Annotated in this window: 25 protein-coding genes and 1 tRNA gene; 6 read left to right on the top strand and 20 right to left on the bottom strand. The window is 66.8% G+C overall.

Translation table 11 applies throughout. The features are described 5' to 3' along the window. The 9 genes from Cte04_RS08430 to Cte04_RS08390 form a co-directional block, all read right to left on the bottom strand. A partial coding sequence (locus Cte04_RS08430; RefSeq protein WP_083526564.1) for a GTP-binding protein occupies window positions 1–206 on the bottom strand: 206 nt, incomplete at its 3' end. Between the two features lie 176 nt (window positions 207–382). Beyond that, window positions 383–2,491 (bottom strand): elongation factor G, encoded by a 2,109-nt coding sequence (fusA, locus tag Cte04_RS08425; protein WP_066475318.1) that lies wholly within the window; start codon window positions 2,489–2,491, stop codon window positions 383–385. Between the two features lie 148 nt (window positions 2,492–2,639). Further along, the gene (gene rpsG, locus Cte04_RS08420; RefSeq protein ID WP_066475312.1) at window positions 2,640–3,113 is read right to left on the bottom strand and encodes a 30S ribosomal protein S7; all 474 of its coding nucleotides are present in this window, start codon (window positions 3,111–3,113) and stop codon (window positions 2,640–2,642) included. A gap of 174 nt (window positions 3,114–3,287) precedes the next feature. Then, the gene (gene rpsL, locus Cte04_RS08415; protein ID WP_003059441.1) at window positions 3,288–3,665 is read right to left on the bottom strand and encodes a 30S ribosomal protein S12; all 378 of its coding nucleotides are present in this window, start codon (window positions 3,663–3,665) and stop codon (window positions 3,288–3,290) included. A 225-nt stretch (window positions 3,666–3,890) separates the two neighbouring features. Then, window positions 3,891–5,072, bottom strand: coding sequence for a D-alanyl-D-alanine carboxypeptidase family protein (locus tag Cte04_RS08410; RefSeq protein ID WP_066475310.1), 1,182 nt, complete (start codon window positions 5,070–5,072; stop codon window positions 3,891–3,893). 156 nt (window positions 5,073–5,228) lie between these two features. Beyond that, the gene (locus Cte04_RS08405) at window positions 5,229–5,867 is read right to left on the bottom strand and encodes an alpha/beta hydrolase (RefSeq protein WP_066475307.1); all 639 of its coding nucleotides are present in this window, start codon (window positions 5,865–5,867) and stop codon (window positions 5,229–5,231) included. 81 nt (window positions 5,868–5,948) lie between these two features. Next, entirely contained in the window at window positions 5,949–6,299 is a 351-nt protein-coding gene (locus tag Cte04_RS08400) for a (2Fe-2S) ferredoxin domain-containing protein (RefSeq protein ID WP_066475306.1), read from the bottom strand. 12 nt (window positions 6,300–6,311) lie between these two features. Continuing rightward, a complete protein-coding gene (locus Cte04_RS08395; RefSeq protein WP_066475305.1) occupies window positions 6,312–7,451 on the bottom strand; it encodes a VanZ family protein in 1,140 nt (379 codons plus the stop codon). Between the two features lie 188 nt (window positions 7,452–7,639). Beyond that, window positions 7,640–8,059 carry a CopD family protein gene (locus tag Cte04_RS08390; RefSeq protein ID WP_066475304.1) on the bottom strand — a complete coding sequence of 140 codons (420 nt, stop codon included), beginning with the start codon at window positions 8,057–8,059 and terminating at the stop codon, window positions 7,640–7,642. A 183-nt stretch (window positions 8,060–8,242) separates the two neighbouring features. Here Cte04_RS08390 and hemB point away from each other — a divergent pair, with 183 nt between their 5' ends. Beyond that, complete coding sequence (gene hemB / locus Cte04_RS08385) at window positions 8,243–9,253, top strand: porphobilinogen synthase (RefSeq protein WP_066475302.1); 1,011 nt, start codon at window positions 8,243–8,245, stop codon at window positions 9,251–9,253. A 152-nt stretch (window positions 9,254–9,405) separates the two neighbouring features. Further along, window positions 9,406–10,629, top strand: a complete 1,224-nt coding sequence (locus Cte04_RS08380; protein WP_066475299.1) for a magnesium transporter CorA family protein — start codon at window positions 9,406–9,408, stop codon at window positions 10,627–10,629. A 58-nt stretch (window positions 10,630–10,687) separates the two neighbouring features. Here Cte04_RS08380 and Cte04_RS08375 read toward each other — a convergent pair whose 3' ends face one another. Both Cte04_RS08375 and Cte04_RS08370 read right to left on the bottom strand, forming a co-directional pair. After that, window positions 10,688–11,110: a DUF1801 domain-containing protein gene (locus Cte04_RS08375; protein WP_066475296.1), complete on the bottom strand. Its 423-nt coding sequence runs from the start codon at window positions 11,108–11,110 to the stop codon at window positions 10,688–10,690. 24 nt (window positions 11,111–11,134) lie between these two features. Beyond that, a complete protein-coding gene (locus Cte04_RS08370) occupies window positions 11,135–11,827 on the bottom strand; it encodes a dienelactone hydrolase family protein (protein WP_066475290.1) in 693 nt (230 codons plus the stop codon). Window positions 11,828–11,954: 127 nt separating this feature from the next. Between Cte04_RS08370 and Cte04_RS08365 the strand changes: the two genes are divergently transcribed. Both Cte04_RS08365 and Cte04_RS08360 read left to right on the top strand, forming a co-directional pair. Beyond that, window positions 11,955–12,707: an SDR family oxidoreductase gene (locus tag Cte04_RS08365; RefSeq protein WP_066475287.1), complete on the top strand. Its 753-nt coding sequence runs from the start codon at window positions 11,955–11,957 to the stop codon at window positions 12,705–12,707. Continuing rightward, window positions 12,707–13,354 carry a MarC family protein gene (locus Cte04_RS08360; RefSeq protein ID WP_066475284.1) on the top strand — a complete coding sequence of 216 codons (648 nt, stop codon included), beginning with the start codon at window positions 12,707–12,709 and terminating at the stop codon, window positions 13,352–13,354. The genes Cte04_RS08365 and Cte04_RS08360 overlap by 1 nt, the downstream gene beginning before the upstream one ends. Before the next feature lie 12 nt (window positions 13,355–13,366). On the opposite strand, the gene Cte04_RS08355 is transcribed toward Cte04_RS08360, so the two are convergent. The 6 genes from Cte04_RS08355 to Cte04_RS08330 all read right to left on the bottom strand — a co-directional run bounded on the left by Cte04_RS08355 (window position 13,367) and on the right by Cte04_RS08330 (window position 17,963). Further along, the gene (locus Cte04_RS08355) at window positions 13,367–13,873 is read right to left on the bottom strand and encodes a hemerythrin domain-containing protein (RefSeq protein ID WP_066475283.1); all 507 of its coding nucleotides are present in this window, start codon (window positions 13,871–13,873) and stop codon (window positions 13,367–13,369) included. Between the two features lie 126 nt (window positions 13,874–13,999). After that, window positions 14,000–14,076 (bottom strand) — tRNA-Pro (locus tag Cte04_RS08350). A gap of 105 nt (window positions 14,077–14,181) precedes the next feature. After that, window positions 14,182–14,877, bottom strand: coding sequence for an ABC-type transport auxiliary lipoprotein family protein (locus tag Cte04_RS08345; RefSeq protein WP_245633324.1), 696 nt, complete (start codon window positions 14,875–14,877; stop codon window positions 14,182–14,184). Window positions 14,878–14,901: 24 nt separating this feature from the next. Further along, entirely contained in the window at window positions 14,902–15,852 is a 951-nt protein-coding gene (locus tag Cte04_RS08340) for an MlaD family protein (RefSeq protein ID WP_066475279.1), read from the bottom strand. Beyond that, window positions 15,852–16,700, bottom strand: coding sequence for an ABC transporter ATP-binding protein (locus Cte04_RS08335; protein ID WP_066475427.1), 849 nt, complete (start codon window positions 16,698–16,700; stop codon window positions 15,852–15,854). The genes Cte04_RS08340 and Cte04_RS08335 overlap by 1 nt, the downstream gene beginning before the upstream one ends. Window positions 16,701–16,835: 135 nt before the next feature. Then, entirely contained in the window at window positions 16,836–17,963 is a 1,128-nt protein-coding gene (locus Cte04_RS08330) for an MlaE family ABC transporter permease (RefSeq protein WP_066475278.1), read from the bottom strand. Between the two features lie 449 nt (window positions 17,964–18,412). Between Cte04_RS08330 and Cte04_RS08325 the strand changes: the two genes are divergently transcribed. Together Cte04_RS08325 and Cte04_RS08320 are read left to right on the top strand one after the other, a co-directional pair. Next, window positions 18,413–20,143 carry a GMC family oxidoreductase gene (locus tag Cte04_RS08325; RefSeq protein WP_066475275.1) on the top strand — a complete coding sequence of 577 codons (1,731 nt, stop codon included), beginning with the start codon at window positions 18,413–18,415 and terminating at the stop codon, window positions 20,141–20,143. Window positions 20,144–20,725: 582 nt separating this feature from the next. Further along, the gene (locus Cte04_RS08320; protein ID WP_066475272.1) at window positions 20,726–21,484 is read left to right on the top strand and encodes a sulfite exporter TauE/SafE family protein; all 759 of its coding nucleotides are present in this window, start codon (window positions 20,726–20,728) and stop codon (window positions 21,482–21,484) included. An 18-nt stretch (window positions 21,485–21,502) separates the two neighbouring features. Here Cte04_RS08320 and mrdA read toward each other — a convergent pair whose 3' ends face one another. From mrdA to mreC, 3 genes are read right to left on the bottom strand one after another with little or no spacing between them, the layout of a single operon-like run. Then, the gene (gene mrdA, locus Cte04_RS08315; protein WP_066475270.1) at window positions 21,503–23,452 is read right to left on the bottom strand and encodes a penicillin-binding protein 2; all 1,950 of its coding nucleotides are present in this window, start codon (window positions 23,450–23,452) and stop codon (window positions 21,503–21,505) included. Between the two features lie 30 nt (window positions 23,453–23,482). Next, window positions 23,483–24,001 carry a rod shape-determining protein MreD gene (mreD, locus tag Cte04_RS08310; RefSeq protein WP_066475268.1) on the bottom strand — a complete coding sequence of 173 codons (519 nt, stop codon included), beginning with the start codon at window positions 23,999–24,001 and terminating at the stop codon, window positions 23,483–23,485. Then, window positions 23,998–25,017, bottom strand: coding sequence for a rod shape-determining protein MreC (gene mreC / locus Cte04_RS08305; RefSeq protein ID WP_066475267.1), 1,020 nt, complete (start codon window positions 25,015–25,017; stop codon window positions 23,998–24,000). The genes mreD and mreC overlap by 4 nt, the downstream gene beginning before the upstream one ends. Between the last annotated feature and the right edge of the window lie 6 nt (window positions 25,018–25,023).

The raw sequence follows: 25,023 nt of genomic DNA, 5'->3' as shown, positions 1-25,023 counted from the left end.
TCGACGTGGGCGGTGTTGATGGTGATGCCGCGGGCCTTTTCTTCGGGCGCTGCGTCGATCTGGTCGTAAGCCTTGGCTTCGCCGCCAAACTTCTTCGACAGAACGGTAGCGATGGCAGCCGTCAGGGTGGTCTTGCCGTGGTCAACGTGACCGATGGTGCCCACGTTCACGTGGGGCTTGGTCCGTTCGAATTTTTCCTTTGCCATGATTTCTCCAAAGAGCAAAAACCTGTGTGGTGTTTAAGGTCTGCACCCCATTGCTGACTCGCCCCGCACAGGTGACAGGACGGCATGGGATCGCAGACCGGCAAAAATCGCGGCAGCCCCAAGGAGCTGCCGCGATCAAAACCGTCGATTATGACTGATTAGCCAGCTTTCGCCAATTACTTGGCGCGGGCAGCCACGATGGCTTCGGCCACGTTACGGGGAGCTTCGGCGTAGTGCTTGAACTCCATCGTGTAGGTGGCGCGACCCTGGGTCTGCGAACGCAGCGAAGTGGCGTAGCCGAACATTTCGGACAGGGGCACTTCGGCCTTGATGGCCTTGCCGCCGCCGACCATGTCGTCCATGCCCTGCACCATGCCGCGACGGGAAGACAGGTCACCCATCACGGTACCGGCGTAGTCTTCGGGCGTCTCGACTTCCACGGCCATCATGGGCTCGAGGATGACGGGGTTGGCCTTCTTGGCGGCTTCCTTGAAGCCGAAGATGGCTGCCATCTTGAACGCCTGTTCGGACGAGTCCACGTCGTGGTACGAACCGAAGGTCAGACGCACCTTGACGTCCACCACGGGGTAGCCAGCCAGCACGCCGGAGGTCAGCGCCTCTTCCACACCCTTCTGCACTGCAGGGATGTATTCGCGAGGCACCACGCCGCCCTTGATTTCGTCGACGAACTCGAAGCCCTTGCCGGCTTCCTGGGGTTCCAGCGTGAACACCACGTGGCCGTACTGGCCCTTACCGCCGGACTGGCGAACGAACTTGCCGTCCACGTCCTTGACGGTGCTGCGCACGGTTTCGCGGTAGGCCACCTGGGGCTTGCCCACGTTGGCTTCCACGTTGAACTCGCGCTTCATGCGGTCCACGATGATTTCCAGGTGCAGCTCGCCCATGCCGGCGATGATGGTCTGGCCGGATTCTTCGTCGGTACGCACGCGGAACGACGGATCTTCGGCAGCCAGACGCGACAGGGCGATACCCATCTTTTCCTGGTCGGCCTTGGACTTGGGCTCCACAGCCTGTGCAATCACGGGCTCGGGGAAGACCATGCGCTCGAGCACGATGGGAGCAGCCACGTCGCACAGCGTTTCGCCGGTGGTCACTTCCTTCAGGCCCACGCAGGCAGCGATATCGCCGGCGCGGATTTCTTCGACTTCGATACGCTCGTTGGCCATCATCTGCACGATACGGCCGATGCGTTCCTTCTTGCCCTTGACCGAGTTCAGCACGGTGTCGCCCTTGGTCAGAACGCCAGAGTACACGCGCACGAAGGTCAGCTGGCCCACGAACGGGTCGGTCATCAGCTTGAACGCCAGAGCAGAGAACTTCTCGGCGTCGTCGGCCTTGCGCGACAGCTTCTTCTCTTCGTCGTCAGGATCGGTACCTTCCACGTCGGGGATGTCCACGGGTGCGGGCAGGTAGTCGATCACGGCGTCCAGCATGCGCTGCACACCCTTGTTCTTGAAGGCGGTGCCGCACAGCATGGGCTGGATTTCCACAGCCAGGGTACGGGCACGCAGACCTGCCTTGATGTCCTCTTCGGACAGCGTACCTTCTTCCAGGTACTTGTTCATCAGGTCTTCGCTGGCTTCGGCCGCAGCCTCCACCATGTTTTCGCGCCACTTTTCAGCGGTTTCCTTGACCTCGGCAGGGATGTCGGTGTATTCGAACTTCATGCCCTGGGAAGCTTCGTCCCAGATGATGGCCTTCATCTTCAGCAGATCGACCACGCCCTTGAAGTTGTCTTCGGCACCGATCGGCACCACCACGGGCACGGGATTGCCCTTCAGGCGGTTCTTGATCTGGTCCACGACCTTGAAGAAGTTGGCGCCGGTACGGTCCATCTTGTTCACGAAGGCCAGACGAGGCACCTTGTACTTGTTGGCCTGACGCCACACGGTTTCGGACTGGGGCTGCACGCCGCCCACTGCGCAGTACACCATGCAGGCGCCGTCCAGCACGCGCATGGAACGCTCCACTTCGATCGTGAAGTCCACGTGGCCGGGGGTGTCGATGATGTTGAAGCGGTGCTCGGGGTAGGACAGGTCCATGCCCTTCCAGAAGCAGGTCACTGCAGCGGAAGTGATGGTGATGCCACGCTCTTGCTCTTGCTCCATCCAGTCGGTGGTGGCTGCGCCGTCGTGCACTTCACCCAGCTTGTGGGTCACGCCGGTGTAGAACAGGATACGCTCTGTCGTGGTGGTCTTGCCTGCGTCAATGTGCGCCGAAATACCGATATTGCGGTAGCGCTCGATGGGGGTCTTGCGAGCCATGATGGATCCTTGATTGATCGAGGAGAAATTGCTGCAGCGGGCCTCATGGGCGAGCGAAGCAGCAACTTAAATGGGGATGCTCCGAATCAAGACAAGGCCGCAAGCAAACATTGCATGCGGCCTGTCCGATTTTCGTGCGAAGTGCCGATTAGAAGCGGAAGTGGCTGAAAGCCTTGTTGGCTTCGGCCATGCGGTGCACTTCGTCACGACGCTTCATGGCGCCACCACGGCCTTCGGTAGCTTCCATCAGCTCGTTGGCCAGGCGCTGGGCCATGGACTTTTCACCACGCTTGCGGGCGGCTTCCTTGATCCAGCGCATGGACAGAGCCAGGCGACGGACGGGACGCACTTCCACAGGCACCTGGTAGTTGGCGCCACCCACACGGCGGGACTTGACTTCCACCATGGGCTTGACGTTGTTGATGGCGGTGGTGAACACCTCCAGAGCATCCTTCTCGGGCTGCTTCTTGGAGATCAGCTCCAGAGCACCGTAGATGATGCGCTCTGCAACCGCCTTCTTGCCGCCTTCCATGATCACGTTCATGAATTTGGACAGCTCTACATTGCCGAACTTGGGATCCGGCAGGATTTCACGTTTGGGGACTTCGCGACGACGTGGCATTTTTTACCTCTATCTTTGCTTCAGTTGGCGCCTTCCTCAGGCACCGCGAGAGCCAATCTGGGACTCCCACTTACTCGACCCGCGCAACCATTTGCGCATCAGGTCACTACGCTGGATCTCGCGCCACGCGGGATACAGCACCTACTTGTTCGAATGCTTTCGAAAACCCTGGGCTTACTTGGCCTTGGGCTTCTTGGCACCGTACTTCGAACGGGCTTGCTTACGGTCCTTGACGCCTTGCAGGTCCAGGGAACCGCGCACGATGTGGTAACGCACACCGGGCAAGTCCTTCACACGGCCGCCGCGCACCAGCACCACGCTGTGCTCTTGCAGGTTGTGGCCTTCACCGCCGATGTACGAGATCACCTCGAAACCGTTGGTCAGACGCACCTTGGCCACCTTACGCAGAGCGGAGTTGGGCTTCTTGGGCGTCGTGGTGTACACACGGGTGCACACGCCACGGCGCTGGGGGCAGTTTTCCATAGCAGGGCTCTTGGATTTAACAACTTCGACCGTGCGGCCCTGACGCACGAGTTGGTTAATGGTTGGCATTAATAAACGTCCCTAAACGTGAAATTGCTTCGTGAAAGCAATGGTTTGCTCGCCCGGATTTGCGATCCGGGCGAAAACGTGAATCCCTTCGGAAAATCCGAAAAGCCCTCGACTGTACCAGTTTGGCAAAACCTGCACAACTGCCGGCCGCGATGGCCGTCACTCCTGCATGCCTTCCCGCCACAGCCCGGGGCTGGCCCGGAAGCTGCGCCGCCGGACCGGAACTTACTTGATCCAGAGGCGGATGGTATCCCACAGGCGGCCGAAGAAGCCGGCCTGCTCCACGCCCTCCAGCGCCACCAGCGGCACCTCGGCCACCGTGTCGGTGCCCAGCTTGACCTTGAGCGTGCCCATGGGCTGGCCCTTGGCAATGGGAGCGATCAGCGGGTCCTGGCGCACCACTTCGGTGCTCAGCTTGCCGCCGCTGCCGGCAGGCACGCTGACCACGATGGGCGTGGCGCGCCCGACCTTGACGCTGTTGGCCGAACCCTTCCAGACCTGGGGGGTGACCACGGGCTGGTCGCCGTCGAAGAGCTTGACGGCGTCGAAGGCCGCATAACCCCAGTTCAGCAGTTTCTGGCTTTCGTTGGCGCGCGCCTTCTCGCTGGCCGTGCCCAGCACGATGGACAGCAGGCGGCGGCTGCCCACGTTGGGCATGTCGCGCTTGGCCGTGGCCACCAGGCAGTAGCCGGCGGCGGCCGTGTGGCCGGTCTTGAGGCCGTCCACGGTCGGATCGCGGAACAGCAGCGAATTGCGGTTGGTGCCGTTGGAGGCCGGCGTGCCCGGATAGTAGTAATGCTTGGTCGAGTAATAGTGCATGTACTCGGGGAAGTCCTGCATCAGGCGCTGGGCCAGGATGGACAGGTCGCGCGCCGTGGTCAGGTGGCCGGGCTCGGTCAGGCCTTCGGGGTTCTTGTAGGTCGTGTTCTTCATGCCCAGGGCCTTGGCCTGCTCGTTCATGAGACGCACGAAGTTTTCCTGGGAACCGCCCACGGCCTCGGCCAGCGCCATGGTGGCATCGTTGCCCGACTGCACGATCATGCCCTTGATCAGGTCGTCCACCGGCACCTGCATCTTGGGGTCGATGAACATGCGCGAGCCGGGCATCTTCCAGGCCAGCTCGCTCACGGGCATCTTCTGCTCCAGCGTGATCTTCTTGGAGCGCAGCGCGTCGAAGACCAGGTAGCCGGTCATCAGCTTGGTCAGCGAAGCCTGCTCGACCGGCGAATCGATGTCCTTGGCGCCCAGCACCTGGCCGGCGGTGACGTCCACCAGCAGGTAGTTGCGGGCGGCGATCTCGGGCGGCACGGGCGCGGCGACCTGCGCCAGGGCCGAGACGGAAACAAAGGCGGGAACCATGGCCGCAGCCAGGGCTACGGCACGCACGGTGGAATGGATGGGCTGCATAGTAAAGCTCTTGCTAAAGCGTTGAACGAGGCGTCGGGAGACAGGGAAAAGACAGAGCGGGCAGCGAAGCCGGATGAAGCGGAGCCGCCCCGTGCACTGCGAGCCATGCGCGGCGCATGGCTGGACAAGGCATCACAGGCGGCTTGGGCATGTGTGTTACTGGGAGGTCAGGTGGCGCACCACCAGGCTCTTGAGCAGGGGCAATTGTCCGTGAAAGAAATGGCCGCCACCGGGCACGACGGTAACAGGCAGTATCTGCGGCCGCGCCCAGTCCATGACGGAGGCCAGCGGCACGGTGTCGTCGGCCTCGCCATGGACGACCAGCGTGCGCTCGTGTGCCTCGGCCGGCACGGCAGCCACCTCGAAGCGACTGGCGGCGGTGCCGACCAGCACCACCTTCTGCACCCGCTCCTCGCCCCACAGCGTCGCCAATGCATGGCTGGCGACGAAAGCGCCGAACGAGAAGCCGGCCAGGGCGATCGGGCCTTGGGGAGCGACCTGCCGCACCACGGCCAGCATGTCCTCGAACTCGCCGCGGCCCGCATCGTGCGTGCCGGCACTGGCGCCGACGCCGCGGAAGTTGAAGCGCACGGCTGTGTAGCCACACTGCACAAAGGCGCGCGCCAGGGTCTGCACCACCTTGTTGTCCATGGTTCCGCCGAACAGCGGATGCGGATGGGCGATGACGGCCACGCCGCGCGGGCTGCGCCCTGCCTCCAGGCCGGGCGCGTCGCGCAAGGCCTCGATGGCGCCGGCCCCGCCGGTCAGGGTCAGTCGTTCAGTCTGCGAATTCACGGTATTGCTATCCTGTTTGTAGCTGCTTGCGCCTGCTTGCCTTCACTTGACACTTGAAATCGCATCAAGTTCCTTGCGGGATCAGCGTCCCACGCTATCGGGAAGTACCAGGCGCTCCACCACCTTGCCGTTTTTGAGGTGGGATTCGACGATCTCGTCGATGTCGCTGTCGTCTACGAAGGTGTACCAGACGCCCTCCGGGTAGACCACGGCCACGGGCCCGCCCGCGCAGCGGTCCAGGCAGCCGGCCTTGTTCACGCGCACGCGCCCCTTGCCCGCGAGCCCCTCCTGCTTGACGCGCTGCTTGCAGTGGTCGAAGCCGGCCTTGGCGCCATGCAGCGCGCAGCAGTCCTCGCCGTTGGCACGCTCGTTCAGGCAGAAGAAGATGTGGCGCTGGTAGTAGCCGCCCGCGGTGTCTTGGTTCTCGCTCATAGTGCGAGCATTCTAGGCAGGCTGCTGGCGGCGCGACACCCGGATCACGACATACGCCAGCGTGGCGTAAGGCCAGAGCCAGCCCAGCCACTGGCCCAGGCCGTAGAAGCGGATGAAGCGCCCCTGCTCCCAGGCCTGCAGGGTCTGGGAGAAATAGGCGTTCGTGGGCGCCTGGTTCAGGATGCTCAGGTGCAGCACCAGCACCATCAGCAGCAGCACGGCACAGGCGCGGCGCGGCAGCGGCAGCGCGATCACGGCCAGCCCCAGGCCGCCCCATACACCCAGGCGCACCGGCAGGTCCACCCACTCCCAGGCATGCACCGGGCCCCAGCTCAGCGCGGCCGACAGTGCCGTCACGCCCACGCCGGACAGCGCCAGCAGCAGGGCGGCGGCCGCGCGCCGCCCCATGTGGCGGACCATGCAGTAGGCCAGCAGGCAGGGGATCCACAGGCCCAGCATCACGCACAGCATCTCGGTCACCATGGACAGCGGCGTGAGCGCGAAGTCGCCCAGCGGCATCCAGGCCTCGAACGGCGTGCCCAGCAACAGATCCTGCAGCCACTCGTCCAGGCGCTCCAGCACCTGGCCCAGGCTGAACGGCACCGCAGCCGGAAACAGCAGCGCACACGGCCACAGCGCCAGCAGCACCAGGATGCCGGCATCGCCCTCGCCCACCCAGCGGCTGCGGAAGGCGCTCCAGCGCGCCACGGCGCCCAGCTTTTCCAGCACCAGCGCCAGCACGGCGCCGATCAGGGTACCGGCCGCGTTGAGCACGAAATCCATGTTGGAAGGAACGCGGCGCGGCAGATAGATCTGCAGGAACTCCATGCACAGCGACAGCAGGGAGCCGGCCAGCACCGCCACGGGCACGGCCGCGCGCGGCCAGCCCGAGCGCATCAGCGCCAGCGCCAGCAGAAAGCCCAGCGGCCCGTAGCCGACGATGTTGGTGTTGACGTCGAACCAGGTCCAGTATGGCGGCGGGATCCTGGCCAGCAGAAAGACATGCGGCTCGATCCCCTGGGCACGCCAGCCCTCGAACGGGAACAGGCTGGCGAACACGATCAGCGCCGCATACACCAGCGCCAGCGGCCAGGCCGTGGTGGCATGCACCGGCGAAACTGACGGGTCCTGTACGGTCTTTACCTGCTCCATCTCAGTCATCCATGGTGCGGCGCATGAAACTGGCGCACCCCAAGCAAGGGCAGCCGAGCCAGGGCCCGAGCCGGCCGCGCCGCCCCGCGGCGAGGGCTGCGCCGGCAGCCCGTACGCCCCCTCCCGTAGCGCGAAGCGCGTAGAGAGAGGAGGCAGGCGCGAAGCGACTCCGGGGATGTTGTTTCATCTCAGAACGGCTTGACCACGACCAGGATCACCACGGCCACCAGCAGCAGCACCGGCAACTCGTTGTAGATGCGGAACCACCGGTGGCTGCGGCGGCAGGTGTTGTCCTGCAGCTTGCGCAGCAGCACCGCGCAGCTGTGGTGGTAGCCGATCACCAGCAGCACCAGCAACAGCTTGGCATGCAGCCAGCCGCCCGCGCCGCGCCACCAGCCCAGCCACAGCCACAGGCCCAGGCCCACGGCCGGCACGGCCAGCAAAGTGGTAAAGCGCAGCAGCTTGCGGGCCATGACCAGCAGGCGCTCGCGCTCGGCGACCGAACCCGGCGGCACCATGGCCAGATTGACGAAGATGCGCGGCAGATAGAACAGGCCGGCAAACCAGCTGGCCACGAAGACGATATGAAAGGCTTTGACCCAGAGCATGCAGGCAGTGTAAGGCGGTGCCCGCGCCGCGGCCGCTGCGCTATGGGCGCGTTGCCCACTCGGTCTTTTGCCGCAGCGCCCGGGCTGCCATTCTGCCTGGGTATGCGCCCAGGTATGTGACATGTCAACCGGGTTACGGGGCCGCCGCCGGTCCGCCGCCCATGCTTGGTGCACAATTTCCCCATGCATCTGTCTAGCCCCACTCCTTTTCCGCACAACCGCCCGCGCCGCCTGCGCCGCGATGCCTTCACCCGCAACCTGGTGCGCGAGAGCGTGCTGACGCCCCACGACTTCATCTATCCGGTGTTCGTGCACGAGGGCACCAACCGACGCGAGGCCGTGGCCTCCATGCCCGGCGTGGAGCGCCTGAGCCTGGATCTGCTGCTGCCCGTGGCCGAGGAGTGCGCGAAGCTGGAAATTCCGGTGCTGGCCCTGTTTCCCCATATCGACGCCGCGCTCAAGACGCCCGACGGCAAGGATGCCACCAATCCCGACGGCCTGATTCCCCGCGTGGTGCGTGCGCTCAAGAAGGAATTCCCCGACCTGGGCGTGCTCACCGACGTGGCGCTGGATCCCTACACCAGCCACGGCCAGGACGGCATCCTCGACGAGACCGGCTACATCCTCAACGACGAGACCGTGGAAGTGCTGATCGGCCAGGCGCTGGCCCACGCAGGCGCCGGCGTGGACTTCGTCGCGCCCAGCGACATGATGGACGGCCGCATCGGCGCGATCCGCGAAGCGCTGGAGCTGCAGGGCCACATCCACACCCGCATCATGGCCTACAGCGCCAAGTACGCCAGCGCCTTCTACGGCCCGTTCCGCGATGCCGTGGGCACGCGCGGCGCGCTGGGCAAGGCCGACAAGAACGTCTACCAGATGGACCCGGGCAACACCGACGAGGCCCTGCGCGAGGTGGCGCTGGACATTGCGGAAGGCGCCGACATGGTCATGGTCAAGCCCGGCATGCCGTACCTGGACGTGGTGCGCCGCGTCAAGGACGAGTTCAAGGTACCGACCTTCGCCTACCAGGTCAGCGGCGAATACGCCATGCTCAAGGCGGCCGCAGCCAACGGCTGGCTGGATCACGACGCCGTGATGATGGAGTCGCTGCTGGCCTTCAAGCGCGCGGGCGCCGACGGCATCCTGACCTATTTCGCGATCGATGCAGCCAGGAAGCTGCGCGGACTGTAGGCGCGCGCGGTGGCCGCATATTTTTTGATAGCTGCCCGCGCTTGTCCTACTTGCGCCCGCGGCCTGCCGGGGCAATATCGGCTGTGATTGCCCCGGTACAGGACGGCCCTGATGGGCCGTTTTTTTCTGCCCATGGAAAGAGTTGATTGCCCATGCGTGTGCTGCATATTTCCACGCTGTATGCCCAGCCCCAGGAGGCCCTGCCCACCCAGCCGCCGCTGACCGGCTTCTACTGGGTGTCGTGCACGCGCGCGGAACTGGAAACCCAGCTGCCGCAGATCCAGGCCATGCTGGGCAGCGTCTGCGGCTATCCGCTGGTGGACCTGCACGTCTCGGACCTGCTCAACCCGCAGCTGCCGTCCAACTACGACTACACCTCCGCCTATGACGTGCTGGTGTTCCGCCGCCTGGCCGACACCCACCTGCCGCCGTTGCCCTCCGCCGCGCCGGCAGGTTCGCCGGCTGCCTCGCAGCCCCCTCCGGCCGGGCCCGCAGCCACTGCCCAGCCCGCCAGCACGCCTGCGCCGGTGGCGGCAAGGTCCGCCGCCCAGGCCTCCCACCGTCCCGCGCACATCGTCGCCGACAGCAGGAGCCCGGTGCTGCAGCGCGTCGAAACCCTGCCGGTGGGCTTTGCCCTCTACGACCAGTTGCTGCTGTCCGTGCACCCCGAGGAATGCCTGCTGCGCAACAGCTACTGGCAGAAGCTGCAGACCAGCCCGCCGGCCTCGGACTCCCGCCCGGTCTCGGCCAAGCTGCCCGCCGAACCGGCCGACCTGATGCTGCGCATGGTCAATGCCATGGTCGACGGCTACCTGGACCTGCGCCGTTCGCTCACGCGCCAGATCGACCACTGGCAGATGGCGCTGCTCAACCCCAACGGCCGCTTCACCAACTGGGCCAGCGTGCTCGACGTGCGCCTGACCCTGCACCAGCTCGACGAAATCTGCGAGGACCAGCGCGCCTCCATCCAGGACTGGACCGAGGCGCTGGAAGGCTGGCCGCCCGAATCCACGCCGGCGCGCCAGCGCGAGCGCGAGCTGCTCACCGTGCGCTCGCGCGACGTGCTGGAGCACATCGAGCGCGTCATCCACCATATCCGCCGCATGGAGCAGAGCGCCGAGACCGCGGTGCAGATGCATTTCTCGGCCCAGAGCAACCGGGCCAACGACATCATGCGCACGCTGACCACGGTGACGGCCATCTTCCTGCCGCTGAACCTGATTGCCGGCATTTTCGGCATGAACTTCGAGTTCATCCCGTTCGTGCACAAGAAGGACGGCTTCATCTGGGCCCTGGTGTCCATGGCCGTGATCACCGTGGTGCTGGTCGCCTACTTCTGGCGCCGGCGCTACCTGGAAAGCGAAGAGCAGAAATAAAACAGCGGCTGGCGCCTGCCCTGCCGGCGCCAGCCGCTATCGTTTTCAATCCACAGGATCAGCGTCCGGGCCTGGCGGCCTTGGCCCGCTTCAGGCGGCGGTTGAGGTCGATGGCTTCGCGCACCAGGGCCCTGAAGGCCTGTTCGTCGACCGGCTGGCCCTCGAAGATGTCGATGGCCCGGCGCATGTTGCCTTCCAGGCTGGCATTGAACAGCCTGTGCGGGTCGGCCAGCGCGGCGCCGCGCTGGAAGGTGAGCTTGACCTTGTCGCGGTAGGACTCGCCCGTGCACAGCATGCCCTCGCAGGACCACACGGGCGTGCCGCGCCACTTGCACTCCTCGACGACGCCGGGCTCGACCTCCTTGATCAGCGCCCGCATGCGCTGCAGCGCCACGGCGCGCCAGCCGCCCAGCGCGGCAATGCGCCGCTCCACCTCTTCGGAGCCCGAGGCCCCGGCTTCCACAGACTTGTCCGCTGCCATGGCAAGCTCCCGCCCAGCCAGGCTTCAGCCCAGATGCTCGGCAAAAAAGGCCAGCGTGCGCTCGCCGGCCAGATGGGCCACCGCCTCGTCGTAAGCCGGCCGCTGGTCGCAGTTGAAGCCATGGTCGGCGTCGTAGAGAAAGACCTGGGCCTTGGGCTGGGCCTTCTGGAAGGCCTCCACCGACTCCACAGTGATATGCCGGTCCCTGCGGCCGAAGTGCGCCATCACCGGGCACCAGGCCTGGCGGCAGGCCTCGATCTCCGTGGTCATGCCGCCGCCGTAGTAGCACACGGCCGCCGACAGGCCGGGCAGCTCGCAGGCCGAGCGCCAGCTCCACAGCCCGCCCCAGCAAAAGCCCACGATGCCGACCTTGCCCCCGGGTACCTGCTCGGCCGCATAGGCCACGGCGGCCTCAATGTCGACCTGCGCGCCCGGCGGATGCAGTTTTTCCACCGCCATCTTCAGCGCCATGCCCTCCTTCATGTCCGCTTCGCCATAGTCCAGCTCCACGCCGGGGCGGATGCGGTCGAACATCGCGGGCGCGACAGCCACATAGCCCTGGGCCGCGTAGCGCTCGGCCACCGAACGGATATGGTCGTTGACGCCGAAGATCTCCTGCAGCACCACGAGAGCGCCGCGCGGCTTGCCTTCGGGCATGACCACCCAGGCGGAAGTCTTCACGCCATCCACGGCCGTCAGTTCTACATAGCTACCCATTGCCCAGCTCCTTTCCGTTGTACAAAGACTGCAGCCCGCCCGGCCGGAATCTGCAGCCAGCGCAATGCTGTCATAGTGCAGGAGCCGCCGGGGTAGGCGATCCGGCCATTTTTTCACAGGAGAGTCCATGGAGCGCAAAGTAGCCCTCATCACGGGAGGCAGCCGCGGCATAGGCGCCGCCACGGCCCTGCTGGCGGCCGCCAGGGGCTGGGATCTGGTCATCAGCTACGCCCGGCAGGGCAGCGCCGCCCAGGCCGTGGTGCAGCAGGTCCAGGCCCTGGGCGCGCAATGCCTGGCCGTGCAGGCGGATGTGGGCGACGAGGCTCAGATCCTGCAGCTGTTCGCAGCCGCGGACCGGCACTTCGGCCGCCTAGATGCGCTCGTCAACAACGCCGGCGTGGTGGACACCGGCCAGACGGTGGCCGAATACAGCCTGCAAAGGCTGGAACGCATGTTCCGCATCAATGCCATAGGCCCGTTTCTCTGCGCGCGCGAAGCCGTGCTGCGCATGAGCACGGCCCGCGGCGGGCGCGGCGGAGCCATCGTCAACGTCTCCAGCATTGCCTCCCGGCTGGGTGCGCCGCGCCAGTATGTGGACTACGCGGCGGCCAAGGGCGCCATGGACGTGATGACGCTGGGCCTGGCCAAGGAAGTCGCGGCCGAGGGTATTCGCGTCAACGCCGTGCGCCCGGGGCTCATAGACACCGACATCCATGCCAGCGGCGGTCAGCCCGACCGCGTGCAGCGCCTGGCACCCAACGTGCCCATGCAGCGCGGCGGCACGCCAGAGGAGGTGGCCGATGCCATCGTCTGGCTGATGTCCGACGGCTCGCACTACACCACGGGCAGTCTGATCGAGATTTCCGGAGGCAATCTGTAATGGATCTCAAGCCGCTGATCACCCTGGTCGCCATCATCAACCCGCTGGCCATCGTCCCGTTCTTCATCCACTACACCGAAGGCTTCAGCCACCAGCAGCGGCGCCAGACCGTGCGCACGGCCGCCCTGGCCGCGTTCTGCGTGATTGCCGTCTGCGCGCTGCTGGGCCTGCAGATCCTGCAGTTCTTCAACATCTCGCTGCAGAGCTTCCAGGTCGGCGGCGGCCTGCTGCTGCTGATCAGCGCCATGAACATGCTGAGCGCGCGCCCCGCCGAGGAGCGGCAGACCAATCCCACGCTGCAGGCCGGTGCCGAAAAGGCGGCCGAGGGCAACAGCATCGCCGTGGTGCCGCTGACCATTCCGCTGCTGACCGGGCCGGCCGCCATGTCCACCGTGGTGATCTATGCGGACCAGGCGCGCACCATCTGGCAGCATGTGGCCCTGCTGGGCTACGGCGTGGTCGTGGCCATTGCCATCATGGTGTGCTTTTCGCTGGCCGATCCGATTGCGCGTGCGCTGGGCAAGACCGGCATCAACGTGATGACGCGCCTCATGGGCCTGATCCTGGCCGCCCTGGCCATCGAGGTGATGACGGGCGGGCTGATCAAGATCTTCCCCATCCTGGCATCGCCCGCGATCTACCCCTGAGCCCCCGGGCCGTCAGGCAGCCAGCTGCGCCGGCCCGGCCTGGTCGGCGCGGCCGCCGCAGGCGCCACCGCAGCCGGTGATCAGTTGCTCCGGCAGCTCCTGCGGTGCGAGCAGCCGGCCCGTGAGGGGATCGAAGCCCACGCGCCGCAGGTGCAGGGCCAGGGCCGCGTCCATGTTCTGCGCGTGGTGGCTGAACCAGGGCCCGAGCTCGGCCGCCATGCCGCGGATGGTGGCCAGATCGCCCTGCGCCCCCCTGGCCGCGCCTTCGCGCATGACAGCCAGCACCACCTTGTGCTGCTGGCTGTGGCAGTTGCCGGTGGCAAAGCGCGTGGCCTGCATCCAGCGGTCTTCCTGGTCGAAATGCTGCTGGGTATGCGCGATCAGCTCCTCCCAGAGGGCACACAGCCGGTCGTCTGCCGCCTCCTCCACTCGGGCCAGCAGGGCCACGAACTCCTCGTGCACGGCATCCATGGCCGGGAGGTCCAGAACCAGGGCGGGGGTCCATTGCAGGCTTGCCATAGTGCTTCCTTTGCGGTGACTTCAAGAAACCGCAGCTTAGGAAACCGGCGCGGGAAGCCGCTTGATGCAGGTCAGCGAATGGCAAAACAAAAAAGCCTTCTGACAGATGTCAGAAGGCTTGTTGTGTGGTCGGCGTGGCGGGATTCGAACTCGCGACCCCTTGCACCCCATGCAAGTGCGCTACCAGGCTGCGCTACACGCCGAAGCCATCGATTATAGCGCCATCTGCGCCCGGTTTTGGAAAAACTGCCGCGTGCCGCAAAAATTCCTGCCAAACGGCTCACGCCCGGCCCATCGCAGGCAGCCCATCAATGGCCCAGCCCCTGCAGCCAGCGGTTCATCTGCGCCAGCGCATCGTCAGTGGCGGCTGCCAGGGCCCGGGCGCCGCCCGCAGCGTCGGCCGTGCCGGCCGGCACCTGGGCCGTGAAGACCTGCTGCCCCAGCAGGATGTTGCCGATCCGCGTCTGCGCGCCGATGAGGCTGGCCCGCAGCTGCACCACGCCCCTGCTGGAAGTGGCCGAGTCGAAAACCTGGCTGAACTCCTCCACATCGACCCGCAACGTGGCCACGGGCAGGTTCTGGCTGGGCAGGCTGACGCTGTCCTGGCTGCCCAGCAGGGCCCGCTGCCCCCCCAGGCGCGCGCGCAGCCGCTGCTGCACCAGCTGGGCCGGAGGCTGGCTCCAGCGTGCATGCTGGTACGGGCGCAGCTCCTGGCCGTTGGCATAGGCCAGCCGGTAGTACATGGACGACAGCCCTTCGGGCAGGCCCGGCGACTGCACATCGGCTAGCACCAGCGGGGGCAGCTGCACCGCGGCCTGGGAAACCGGCGCGGCCTCCACCAGGCCCAGGTCGTAGCGCGTGGACTGGGCCGGCGGGCTCGGCAAGGCCGAGCATCCGGCCAGCGCCAGCAGCAGGGCCGCCAGCGCCAGGGGACGGGCCGCCCCCCGGACGCCGGCATTCCGGGACGCCGCCCCGGCGTTCAAGCGTGTGCGTTGCATCACCATGCGTATTCCTCTTGTCGGTATGGGTTAGCGGGCGCCGGGTGCCACAAAGCCGGGCTCCCCGGGGCCGGGCATGCCGGCGCCCGGGCCGTAGATCACGGCCTGCGGGTTGTCGCTGAAGCGGCTGGCGGCGCTGCCCATCTGGCGGGCTGCGCGCGAAACATCGTCGGCCGCGCGGTTCGCGCGCGGCACGGTGCTGCGGCCCAGCGATTCGGCCGCCGCGGCCAGCGCCTGGGTGCCTTGCGAGATGCTGGCCAGCGGACCGCCGGGCGCATTGACCTGGCGCACGGTCGTCTGCAGCTCGCTGGCGGCCCCGCTGGCGGCGTTGCCGGCCTTGGTCAGCGCCTGCATCGTCTGCTGCGCGTCCGTGGCCAGCTGGGGCAGCTGCCTGGCCGTCTTGTCCAGCGAGGCCGACAGCTGCTGCACGCCGGCGGCGGCGGCGCCGATGTTGTCCAGCGCCTGACTCACCCGGCGCTGGTTGTCGTCGTCGAGCATGGTCACGATGCGGCGCGAAATCTCGTCCACGCGCTCGAGCAGCACCGGCCCCTGGTCGGCCAGGATGTTGAGCGGCGAGGACTTCATCGGCAGGCGCGGCAGGCCGCTGGGGCCGGGCTTGGGCACTTCCTGGGGCTTGCTGTCGTCGTCGAGCTGGATATGCGCCAGGCCCGTCACGCCCTGGTAACCGAGCATGGCATAGGTGGCGGGCGTGACGGGCGTGTCCTCGCCCACGGCGATGCGGATCAGCACATTGCCCGGCAGCTGCGGATCGAAGCCGATGCGCACCACCTTGCCCACGGGAACGCCCTTGTAGCGCACGGTGGCCTGGGGCTGCAGGCCGCTGACGCCGTCCTTGGTGGACATTTCATAGAGTTGGTACTGGCGGTTGTCGCGCGTCAGCCAGACCGCCAGGCCGGCCAGCAGCGCTGCCACCACCAGCACGAAAATGCCGGCCGCCATGGCATGGGACTTGTTTTCCATCAGCTTTCCTCCGCGGCCGCGCCGCCTTGCACCGGGGTCATGGCTCTGCGGCCACGCTCTCCCTGGAAAAAGTGTTCGATGAACGGGTGCTGGACCCCGGCGACATCGCGCGGCGCGCCGGTCACCAGCACCTTCTTCTCGGCCAGCACGGCCACGCGCGTGGACAGGGCGAACAGGGTGTCCAGATCGTGGGTGACCATGATGACGGTCAGGCCGAGTTCGCCATGGACTTCGCGCAGCAGATCGCAGAACTCGTCCGAGCCCTTGGGATCCAGCCCGGCCGTGGGCTCGTCCAGCAGCAGCAGCGGCGGATCCATGATGAGGGCGCGCGCCAGCGCCACGCGCTTGATCATGCCGCCCGACAGATCGGCCGGCATGCGCATCGCATGCTCGGGCTTGAGGCCCACCATCTGCAGCTTGACCATGGCCGCGTCACGCACCACGGAATCGGGCAGCGTCCCTTGCTCGCGCAGCGCGAACGCGATGTTGTCCAGCACGTTGAAGGCCGAATACAGCGCCCCCTGCTGGAACAGCATGCCCACCTGGCTTGCCGCCCGCTCGCCGTTGATGACCTCGTGCGAGGGACGGCCGCCGATGGTGACCGTGCCGCGGGAAGGCGTCAGCAGCCCGAGGATCTGGCGCAGCAGCACGGTCTTGCCCGTGCCCGAGCCGCCGACCAGCGTCAGGATCTCGCCCGGGTACACATCCAGGTTCAGATCCTGGTGCACGGCAAAGCGCGACTCGCCCGAGCCGAACTCCGTCCACAGGTCCGTGACCTGCACCAGCGGCCGCGCATCCTGCGGCGGCTCGTAGCCACCGACAGCACCGTCGATCCGGCGGTTTTGCATCACCTCAGCCATTCGCGAGCCCTCCAAAACTGGCGCGCCCCATGCCAGGGACACCGAGCAAGGGCCGCCCCGCAGCGAAGGTGTCGTCCCCCTTCCAGGGGGGAGCAGCGAAGCTGCTCAGGGGGTATGTCATTTTTAAAACCCCACATTCCTGAACAGGATGGCGAAGATCGCATCCACGATGATGACCATGGTGATGGACGACACCACCGATGCCGTCGTGCCCTGCCCCAGGCTCTGGGTATTGGGCTCCACCTGCAGGCCCCAGTGGCAGCCGATCAGCGCGATCATCACGCCGAACACCATGGACTTGCCCATGGCCAGGCCCAGGTTCGCCACGTTGACGGCGGACGGCAGGCTCTGGGCGAAATAGGACGGCGTGATGCCCATGGTCAGGTCGGCGGCCAGCATGCCGCCGGCCAGCGCGGCCAGCGTGGTCCACAGCGCCACCAGCGGCATGGACACGGCCAGCGCCAGGGCCCGCGGCAGCACCAGCCGGAAGCCTTTGGAAATACCCATGACCTGCATGGCATCCAGCTCCTCGGTCACGCGCATCACGCCGATCTGGGCCGTGATGGCCGAGCCGCTGCGGCCTGCCACCAGGATCGCGCCCAGCAGCGGCCCGAGCTCGCGGATCAGCGAGATGCCCAGGATGTTGACGATGAAGGATTCGGCACCGAACTGGCGCAGCTGCAGCGCCATCAGGTAGGCCAGCACCACGCCGATCAGAAAGCCCACCAGTGCCGTGATCGGCAGCGCCGTCGCCCCCGTGGCATACAGATGGCCCGAGATGTCGCGCCAGGGCCCGCGGCGCGGATTGCACGCCAGCCGGACGGTATCGAGCAGCAGCTGACCGATGAGCTCGATCAGGCTGCGGAAATGCCTGCAGGCATTGATCACCAGGCAGCCCAGGGCATCGATCTGCGTTGCCAGGCCCGCCGGCTCGGGCCGGGGCGCCGGCACGTCGCTGAAGCGCGCCACCCGCTCCAGCATGGCGCGCTGGGCCGGCTGTGCCTGCAGCTGCGCGGGCCAGCGCCGGCCCCAGTGCTCCCACAGCAGCTGGGCACCCACATGGTCCAGCCTCTGCAGGCCCTGCAGGTCCCAGCCGGCACCGGCAGGCACCGCCGCCAGCTGCGCGCGCAGTCTGCGCCAGATCTCGCGCTCCCCCAGCTCGGCGGCGCTCCAGCGGCCTTGCGGTACCGCCCACTGCGCGCCGTCGCGCGCCTGCACCGGGCATCGAGGTAATTGGTCTGAGCTAGTCAAAGAGTGACTTCCTTGGACAAACAAACATGCGGCTTATACAGGACCGGGAAAAGGTGCGGCGGGCCCGGGCTGCGGCCGGCGGCCGCAGGCAACGCTCCCGCGGAGTATGCCCGCGCGCCCCCCTGGAAGGCCTCGGGGGCAGAGCGCAGGATAACGCGCCCGCGCCGGCAGGCATCTGGAACATGGCGGCAGGCGGCGTAGGCCTGCGCCTTGGCCGCCGGGCCGGTGGATGAGGATTTTCAATCAAAAACGGCTGTATTGCTTGCCCATCAAGCGCTGGCAGCTATGCAAACAGGAGTCCGCGCGCTTTCCCTATCGACAGAAGTTTTGTGCTTTGCACAATCGTTGCAGGAACTTGCGCCGTGCACCACCTGTGCCGCGCAAGCCGTGTTGAGCCTCCACGCAAGGACTACCCAGGGCTTGGCCTGCCGCAAGCCCGCTTTTGTTTCATGAGCGACACCACGTTTGACTACATCGTCATCGGCGCCGGCACGGCAGGCTCGCTGCTTTGCAACCGCCTCACCCGCAACCCGCAGCACCGCGTGCTGCTCATCGAGGCCGGCCGCAAGGACGACTACCACTGGATCCACATTCCCGTCGGCTACCTCTACTGCATAGGCAATCCGCGCACCGACTGGCTCTACCAGACCGAGCCCGACCCCGGCCTCAACGGCCGGCGCCTGCGCTATCCGCGCGGCAAGACCCTGGGCGGCTGCTCCAGCATCAACGGCATGATCTACATGCGCGGCCAGGCCCGCGACTACGAGCAGTGGGCCGACCTCACGGGCGACGACACCTGGCGCTGGGATGCCGTGCTGCCGGCCTTTCGCCAACACGAGGACCACTGGCGGCTGGATGCCGGCGGCAACGCCAGCGAGGAGTTCAGGCGCCTGCACGGCAGCAAAAGCACCGGCGGCAGCGGCGAATGGCGCGTGGAAAAGCAGCGCCTGCGCTGGGACATCCTCGACGCATTCGCCCAGGCCGCCCAGCAGGCCGGCATTCCGGCCACCGACGACTTCAACCGCGGCACCAACGAAGGCGTGGGCTATTTCGAGGTCAACCAGAAGAACGGCTGGCGCTGGAACACGGCCAAGGCCTTTCTGCGCCCCACCTGCTACGGGCGAGCCAACTTCGAGATGTGGACCTCGGCCCAGGTCAGCCGGCTGCTGCTGGAAGACCTGCCGGGCGGCGGCCAGCGCTGCACCGGCGCCGAGGTCTGGACGGGCCGGGAAATGGTGACCGTGCATGCCGAACGCGAGGTACTGCTGTGCGCGGGCGCCGTCAACTCGCCGCAGATCCTGCAGCTGTCGGGCATCGGCCCGGGCGAATTGCTGCAGCGCCACGGCATTGCCGTGCGCCGCGACCTGCCCGGCGTGGGCGCCAATCTCCAGGACCATCTGCAGATCCGCTCGGTTTACAAGGTCCAGGGCGCCAAGACGCTCAACACCATGGCCGCCAGCCTGGTGGGCAAGGCGGCCATCGGCCTCGAATACCTGCTGCGCCGCAGCGGGCCCATGAGCATGGCGCCTTCGCAGCTGGGCGCCTTCACGCGCAGCCGCCCCGGCCTGGCCCACCCCAACCTCGAATACCACGTGCAGCCGCTGTCGCTCGAAGCCTTCGGCGAGCCGCTGCACCCGTTTCCGGCCTTCACGGCCAGCGTCTGCAACCTCAACCCCACGAGCCGCGGCACGGTGCACATCCAGGGCCCGGATTTCCGCCAGGCTCCCGCGATTGCGCCCAACTACCTGTCCACCGCCGAGGACCGGCAGGTGGCAGCCGACAGCCTGCGCGTGACGCGCCGCATCGTCGCCCAGCCTGCGCTGGCGCCCTACCGGCCCGAGGAATGGAAGCCCGGGGTGCAATACCAGAGCGACGAGGACCTGGCGCGGCTGGCGGGCGACATCGCCACCACCATCTTCCATCCCGTGGGCACCACCCGGATGGGCCGAGACGGCGACCCCCTGGCCGTGCTCGACAGCCGCCTGCGCGTGCGCGGCGTGCAGGGCCTGCGCGTGGTCGACGCCGGCGCCATGCCCACCATCACCAGCGGCAACACCAACAGCCCCACGCTGATGATGGCCGAAAAGGCCGCGGCCTGGATTCTGGAAGACAGCCGCAGCGCGCCGGCGCAGCATGCCGCGCTGCATCCTCCGGCCACGGAAGTCGCCGAGCCTGCATGATGCAAAAGGACACAAAAAGGCCGGACGAGCGCGCCCATCGGTATTCAAAAGAAACAGGGCTGTAGCGCTTGCCGGCATTGCGATGCATGCTCCTTTTTTTGAAGACCTGATGAATCGTTGCGGCAAAAGGCCTGTATCCGCGCGCAAACGTCAAAGTTTTTCGTCCAACCCGAGGGAATTCCCCAATGCACCATGTAGGTGCAGGGCTTACATTCTCGTCACTCTCGCTGCTCCACGAAGCAGCATGGAGGGGCCGAGGAGACAACTCGACACAACCAGATCAACATTCCATAAAAGCATCAAAGATGCATTCAAAGCGCCCTCGTGGCGCTTTTTTATTGCCCCGCCGCCAGCATCCCCTCGCGCGGCAGCCCTGGCTCCAGGCGGGATACCGAAGAACACTCCATCAGCGGGCACAGTCGCTTGCCAGGTGCGACAATCGCCGCCGTCATCCCTGTCTGCCCCAACGGCGCGCCCCGCCGGCGGTGCCCCGTGGACAGGCATTCTCTGCACCGCAAGAGTGCATGGCCTTCATCCATGCCTTGCCGTGCCAGTCCCTGCATCACCTGTAAGCACCTACTCATGGAATGGATTGTTGTTTCGCTGGCCTCCGCGCTGGCCGGCTTTGTGGACGCCATCGTGGGCGGCGGCGGCCTGATACTGCTGCCCGCGCTCTTCGCCACCTACCCCGCGGCACCGCCGGCCACGCTGCTGGGCACCAACAAGAGTGCTTCGGTCTGGGGCACGGCCATGTCCACCTGGCAATATGGCCGCAAGGTGCAGCTGCCCTGGCGCGCCATGATGCCTGCGGCCCTGGTGGGCGCCCTGGGCTCCTTCCTCGGCGCCTGGGCCGTGACCCAGATTTCGCCGGACTTCCTGCGCAAGCTGCTGCCGCTGGTGCTGGTCGGCGTGCTCGCCTATACGCTGGCGCGCAAGGACATGGGCCGCACGCATGTGCCGCGCTACAGCGGCCGCACCGAGACCGTGATCGCCTGCGCCATCGGCCTGACCATCGGTTTCTACGACGGATTCTTCGGCCCCGGCACGGGCAGCTTCTTCGTGTTCCTGTTCGTGCGCCTGATGGGCTACGACTTCCTGAACGCCTCGGCATCGGCCAAGCTGCTCAACCTGGCCACCAATCTCGCGGCCCTGTCGCTGTTTGCCATGAAGGGCCATATCTGGTGGCACCTGGCCCTGCCCATGGCCGTCGCCAACGTGCTGGGCGCCACGCTGGGCACGCACATGGCCCTGCGCCACGGCACGGGTTTCGTGCGCGGCATCTTCATCGCCGTGGTCAGCGTGCTCATCCTCAAGACCGGTTACGACGCCTTCCTGCGCTGACGCCCCGGCCGCGCCGGCTCAGGGCGCGCTGTCGTCGGGCTCGACGGGAATGTCCTCCACGCGGCGCGGCGTGCCTATCGGCGACTGGGCCTGTCCCTTGCGCATGGCGGCCATGTCGGCCTCGCTGGGATATTCGCCCAGCAGCCAGTAGTCGATGATGCGGCGTGCGATCGGCGCCGCCGTGGCCGCGCCGAAGCCCGCGTTCTCCACGATCACGCCGACGGCGATCTTGGGGTCGTCGGCCGGCGCGAAGGCAATGTACAGCGCATGGTCGCGCTGGCGCTCGGCCAGGCGCGCGGCATTGTATTTTTCCTTCTGGCCCACGGTGATCGCCTGGGCCGTGCCGGTCTTGCCGCCGGCGCTGTAGCGCGCGTTGCCGAACGAACCGCGGCCCGTGCCGCCCGTGACCACGGACACCATGCCGCGCTTGACCGCGTCGATATTGGACTGCTTGTAGCCCAGCCGGACCGGCGCGGGCTGGGCGATGTCCGAGCGCATGCCCGTGACCGGATCGATCAGCACCTTGCCCACGTGCGGCGTCGTGCTCACGCCGTTGTTGACCAGGGCCGACAGCGCATGGGTCAGCTGCAGGATGGTGAAGTTGTTGTAGCCCTGGCCGATGCCCAGCGAGATCGTCTCGCCCGCATACCACTGCTGCTGCGCCGGACGCTTGTAGGTGTTGCGCTTCCATTCCCGGCTGGGCAGCACGCCGCGCACTTCGCCGGGCAGGTCGATGCCCGTGATCTGGCCGAAGCCCAGCGGCTTCATGAAGTCGTGGATACCGTCCACGCCCAGGTCGTTGGCCAGCGTGTAGAAGTACACATTGCTGGAGTGCTGGATGGCCCGGTTCAGGTCCACGGGCCCCAGCGCATGGCCCGAGCGGAAGGTGTGGCCGCCAAAGGTCCAGGAGCCGCCGTCCTGGATGATGGTCTGCGGCGTGCGCTTGCCCATCTCCAGCCCGGCCAGTCCCATGAAGGGCTTGTAGGTCGACCCCGTGGGATAGGTGCCGCGCAGCGCGCGGTTGAGCAGGGGGCGGTCGATGGATTCGTTGAGCGCCTTCCAGTTCTCCTGGTCGATGCCGTCCACGAACAGGTTGGGGTCGTAGGTGGGCTTGCTGACCATGGCCAGCAGCTCGCCGTTGCGCGGATCCATGGCAATGGCCACGCCGCGGCGGTCGCCGTACAGGTCCTCGACCATCTTCTGCAGCTTGATGTCTATGGACAGCTGCAGGCTCTTGCCCGGCGTCGCGGGGCGGCTGCCCAGCTTGCGCACCGCGTGGCCGCCGGCCGAGGTTTCCATTTCCTCCCAGCCGGTCTGGCCGTGCAGCTCCTGCTCGTAGCTCTTTTCGGCGCCCAGCTTGCCGATGACCTCGGTGCCGCGGTAGTTGGCCGCGTCGTCCGAATCCTCGATCTCTTCCTTTTCCTTCTGGTTGATGCGGCCGATGTAGCCGATGATGTGGCTGGCCGTCTCCTTCATCGGATAGGTGCGGAACAGCCGCGCCTTGATGTCCACGCCCGGGAAGCGGTAGCGCTGCGCCGCGAAGCGCGCCACTTCCTCGTCGCTCAGGCGCGAGCGGATCGGGATGGACTCGAAGCTCTTGGAGTCGTCCATGAGGCGCTTGAACTTGCGCCGGTCGCGCGCAGTGATCTCCACGATCTCGGACAGGCCGTCGATGGTCTCGTCCAGATTGCCCACCTTGGAGCGCGTGATCTCCAGCGTGTAGGCCGAATAGTTGGTGGCCAGCACCACGCCGTTGCGGTCCAGGATCTGGCCGCGGTTGGGCACGATGGGCACCACGGCCGTGCGGTTGCTCTCGGCGCGCTCGGCCAGTTCCTCATGGCGCTCCACCTGCAGCACCAGCAGGCGCGACACCAACAGACAGAACGCGAGGAACACCACCACGCTCATGACGATGGCGCGCAGGCGAAAGCGCTGCAGCTCGGCCTCGGTGTTGCGGATCTCCATCATGGACGGCAGCCTCAGGATCTCGGGCCGGGCTTACAGCGGACGGTTTTCGTCGCTGTCGGGCGGACGGCGCTGCGGCGCCAGCAGCAGGCCGCTGACCAGAGGCCACAGCAGGGTCTCGATCACGGGCGCCACCAGCAGCATGGGGCCGGGGAAGATGCCACCGGCCACCACGCGCAGCAGCACCTGGATGCCGTGCACGGCCGCGAACAGCGGCAGCAGGTGCAGCGCCTGCACCGGGCTGGAGAACCACGACAGGCGGCGGCTGGCCGCGCCCGCCACATACATCAGCAGCGTGTAGGCCAGCGCGTGCTGGCCCAGCAGCGAGGCACGGTCCACATCCATGAGCAGGCCCAGGGCGAAGCCCGTGCCCATGCCCACGCGCTGGGGCTGGTTCAGCCCCCAGAACGCCAGCAGCACCATCAGCAGGTCAGGCAGCCAGACGATGCGGCCCAGCGGCAGCATGTTGAAGGCCAGCGCGATCACCAGCGTGACCACGATGAACAGGGGATTGACCGGCAGCAACAGCTGCTGGCCGCGCGGCATGATCATGCGGGGTCCTTTGCAGGCTGGGCCGGTGCGGCGGCGTCGCCGGACTTGCCGGACCTGCCCTTGTCAGACTTGCCGTCCTTCTTGCCTTTGGCGGCATCCTTGGCCTTCTTGTCGGCGGCCGCCTGGGCGGCCTGCGCCTCGGCTTCGGGATGGACGGCGCGGTTGAGCGGCTGCAGCACCATCACATGGCGCACGCCCTGTACACGGCCCACGGGCTCGCAGTAGATGCGCGTGAAGGCCGAGTCGGCCCGGCGGTCCACCGTGACCACCTTGGCCACGGGCAGGCCCGGCGGGTACAGCCCGTCCACGCCGCTGGTGGTCAGCAGGTCGCCTTCCTGCACATCGGCATTGCTGGGCATGAAGCGCAGCTCCATGCCGCCGCTGCGCGCCGGCGAGGGATCGCCGTAGGCCACGCTGCGCGCACCGGTGCGCGGATTGAACACGGGAATGGCCTGGTCACGGTCGATCAGCAGCGAGACCTCGGAGCGCGTGGCATAGACGCGCGTGACCTGCCCGACCACGCCTTTCTCGTCGAGCACGGGCGAGCCCGGCGCAATGCCGTCCGTCTCGCCCTTGTCGATCACGACGCGGCGCGTGTAGGGGTCGGGGCTGTCGTAGATCACTTCGGCCGCCTGCCCGGGCTGGGTCATGCGCTCGCGCAGGCCCAGCAAGGCACGCAGATGCCCGTTTTCCTCGAGCAGCTCCTCGGCCAGCTCGGCGCGCTGGGCCATGGCCACCAGCTCCTTGCGCGCCTCGTCCTCCTTGCGCACCGCCTGCTGCTGCACCTCGGCATAGCGGCTGGCATTCTGGTAGGCCAGCACCGGCTGGGCCACCAGCCATTGCACGGGCGAGAGCACGGTGGATACCGCGATGCGCGCCGGCTCGGTGATCTTGAAGCGCGCGTCGGCCACCATCAAAAACAGCGCCAAGGCGCTGTACAGGGCGAGCTGCGAAGGGCGTGACGCCCTCTGCTTGAACAAAGAGGGCGCAGAGCGATCCAGTGTATCCAGGGGCATGCGCGG

The sequence above is a fragment of the Comamonas terrae genome (assembly GCF_001544075.1).
Taxonomy (GTDB): domain Bacteria; phylum Pseudomonadota; class Gammaproteobacteria; order Burkholderiales; family Burkholderiaceae_C; genus Comamonas; species Comamonas terrae.
This window is presented reverse-complemented; position numbering and strand designations above follow the sequence as displayed.

Coding starts and splice junctions, on each gene's coding strand:
- Cte04_RS08380 (WP_066475299.1), top strand. CDS start 9,406: ATGCGTGTGCTGCATATTTCCACGCTGTATGCCCAGCCCCAGGAGGCC.
- Cte04_RS08320 (WP_066475272.1), top strand. CDS start 20,726: ATGGAATGGATTGTTGTTTCGCTGGCCTCCGCGCTGGCCGGCTTTGTG.
- mrdA (WP_066475270.1), bottom strand. CDS start 23,452: ATGATGGAGATCCGCAACACCGAGGCCGAGCTGCAGCGCTTTCGCCTG.
- Cte04_RS08410 (WP_066475310.1), bottom strand. CDS start 5,072: ATGCAGCCCATCCATTCCACCGTGCGTGCCGTAGCCCTGGCTGCGGCC.
- Cte04_RS08400 (WP_066475306.1), bottom strand. CDS start 6,299: ATGAGCGAGAACCAAGACACCGCGGGCGGCTACTACCAGCGCCACATC.
- hemB (WP_066475302.1), top strand. CDS start 8,243: ATGCATCTGTCTAGCCCCACTCCTTTTCCGCACAACCGCCCGCGCCGC.
- Cte04_RS08325 (WP_066475275.1), top strand. CDS start 18,413: ATGAGCGACACCACGTTTGACTACATCGTCATCGGCGCCGGCACGGCA.
- Cte04_RS08335 (WP_066475427.1), bottom strand. CDS start 16,700: ATGCAAAACCGCCGGATCGACGGTGCTGTCGGTGGCTACGAGCCGCCG.
- Cte04_RS08370 (WP_066475290.1), bottom strand. CDS start 11,827: ATGGGTAGCTATGTAGAACTGACGGCCGTGGATGGCGTGAAGACTTCC.
- Cte04_RS08395 (WP_066475305.1), bottom strand. CDS start 7,451: ATGGAGCAGGTAAAGACCGTACAGGACCCGTCAGTTTCGCCGGTGCAT.
- Cte04_RS08390 (WP_066475304.1), bottom strand. CDS start 8,059: ATGCTCTGGGTCAAAGCCTTTCATATCGTCTTCGTGGCCAGCTGGTTT.
- mreD (WP_066475268.1), bottom strand. CDS start 24,001: ATGATCATGCCGCGCGGCCAGCAGCTGTTGCTGCCGGTCAATCCCCTG.
- Cte04_RS08365 (WP_066475287.1), top strand. CDS start 11,955: ATGGAGCGCAAAGTAGCCCTCATCACGGGAGGCAGCCGCGGCATAGGC.
- Cte04_RS08345 (WP_245633324.1), bottom strand. CDS start 14,877: ATGGTGATGCAACGCACACGCTTGAACGCCGGGGCGGCGTCCCGGAAT.
- Cte04_RS08355 (WP_066475283.1), bottom strand. CDS start 13,873: ATGGCAAGCCTGCAATGGACCCCCGCCCTGGTTCTGGACCTCCCGGCC.
- Cte04_RS08340 (WP_066475279.1), bottom strand. CDS start 15,852: ATGGAAAACAAGTCCCATGCCATGGCGGCCGGCATTTTCGTGCTGGTG.
- mreC (WP_066475267.1), bottom strand. CDS start 25,017: ATGCCCCTGGATACACTGGATCGCTCTGCGCCCTCTTTGTTCAAGCAG.
- rpsG (WP_066475312.1), bottom strand. CDS start 3,113: ATGCCACGTCGTCGCGAAGTCCCCAAACGTGAAATCCTGCCGGATCCC.
- Cte04_RS08375 (WP_066475296.1), bottom strand. CDS start 11,110: ATGGCAGCGGACAAGTCTGTGGAAGCCGGGGCCTCGGGCTCCGAAGAG.
- rpsL (WP_003059441.1), bottom strand. CDS start 3,665: ATGCCAACCATTAACCAACTCGTGCGTCAGGGCCGCACGGTCGAAGTT.
- fusA (WP_066475318.1), bottom strand. CDS start 2,491: ATGGCTCGCAAGACCCCCATCGAGCGCTACCGCAATATCGGTATTTCG.
- Cte04_RS08360 (WP_066475284.1), top strand. CDS start 12,707: ATGGATCTCAAGCCGCTGATCACCCTGGTCGCCATCATCAACCCGCTG.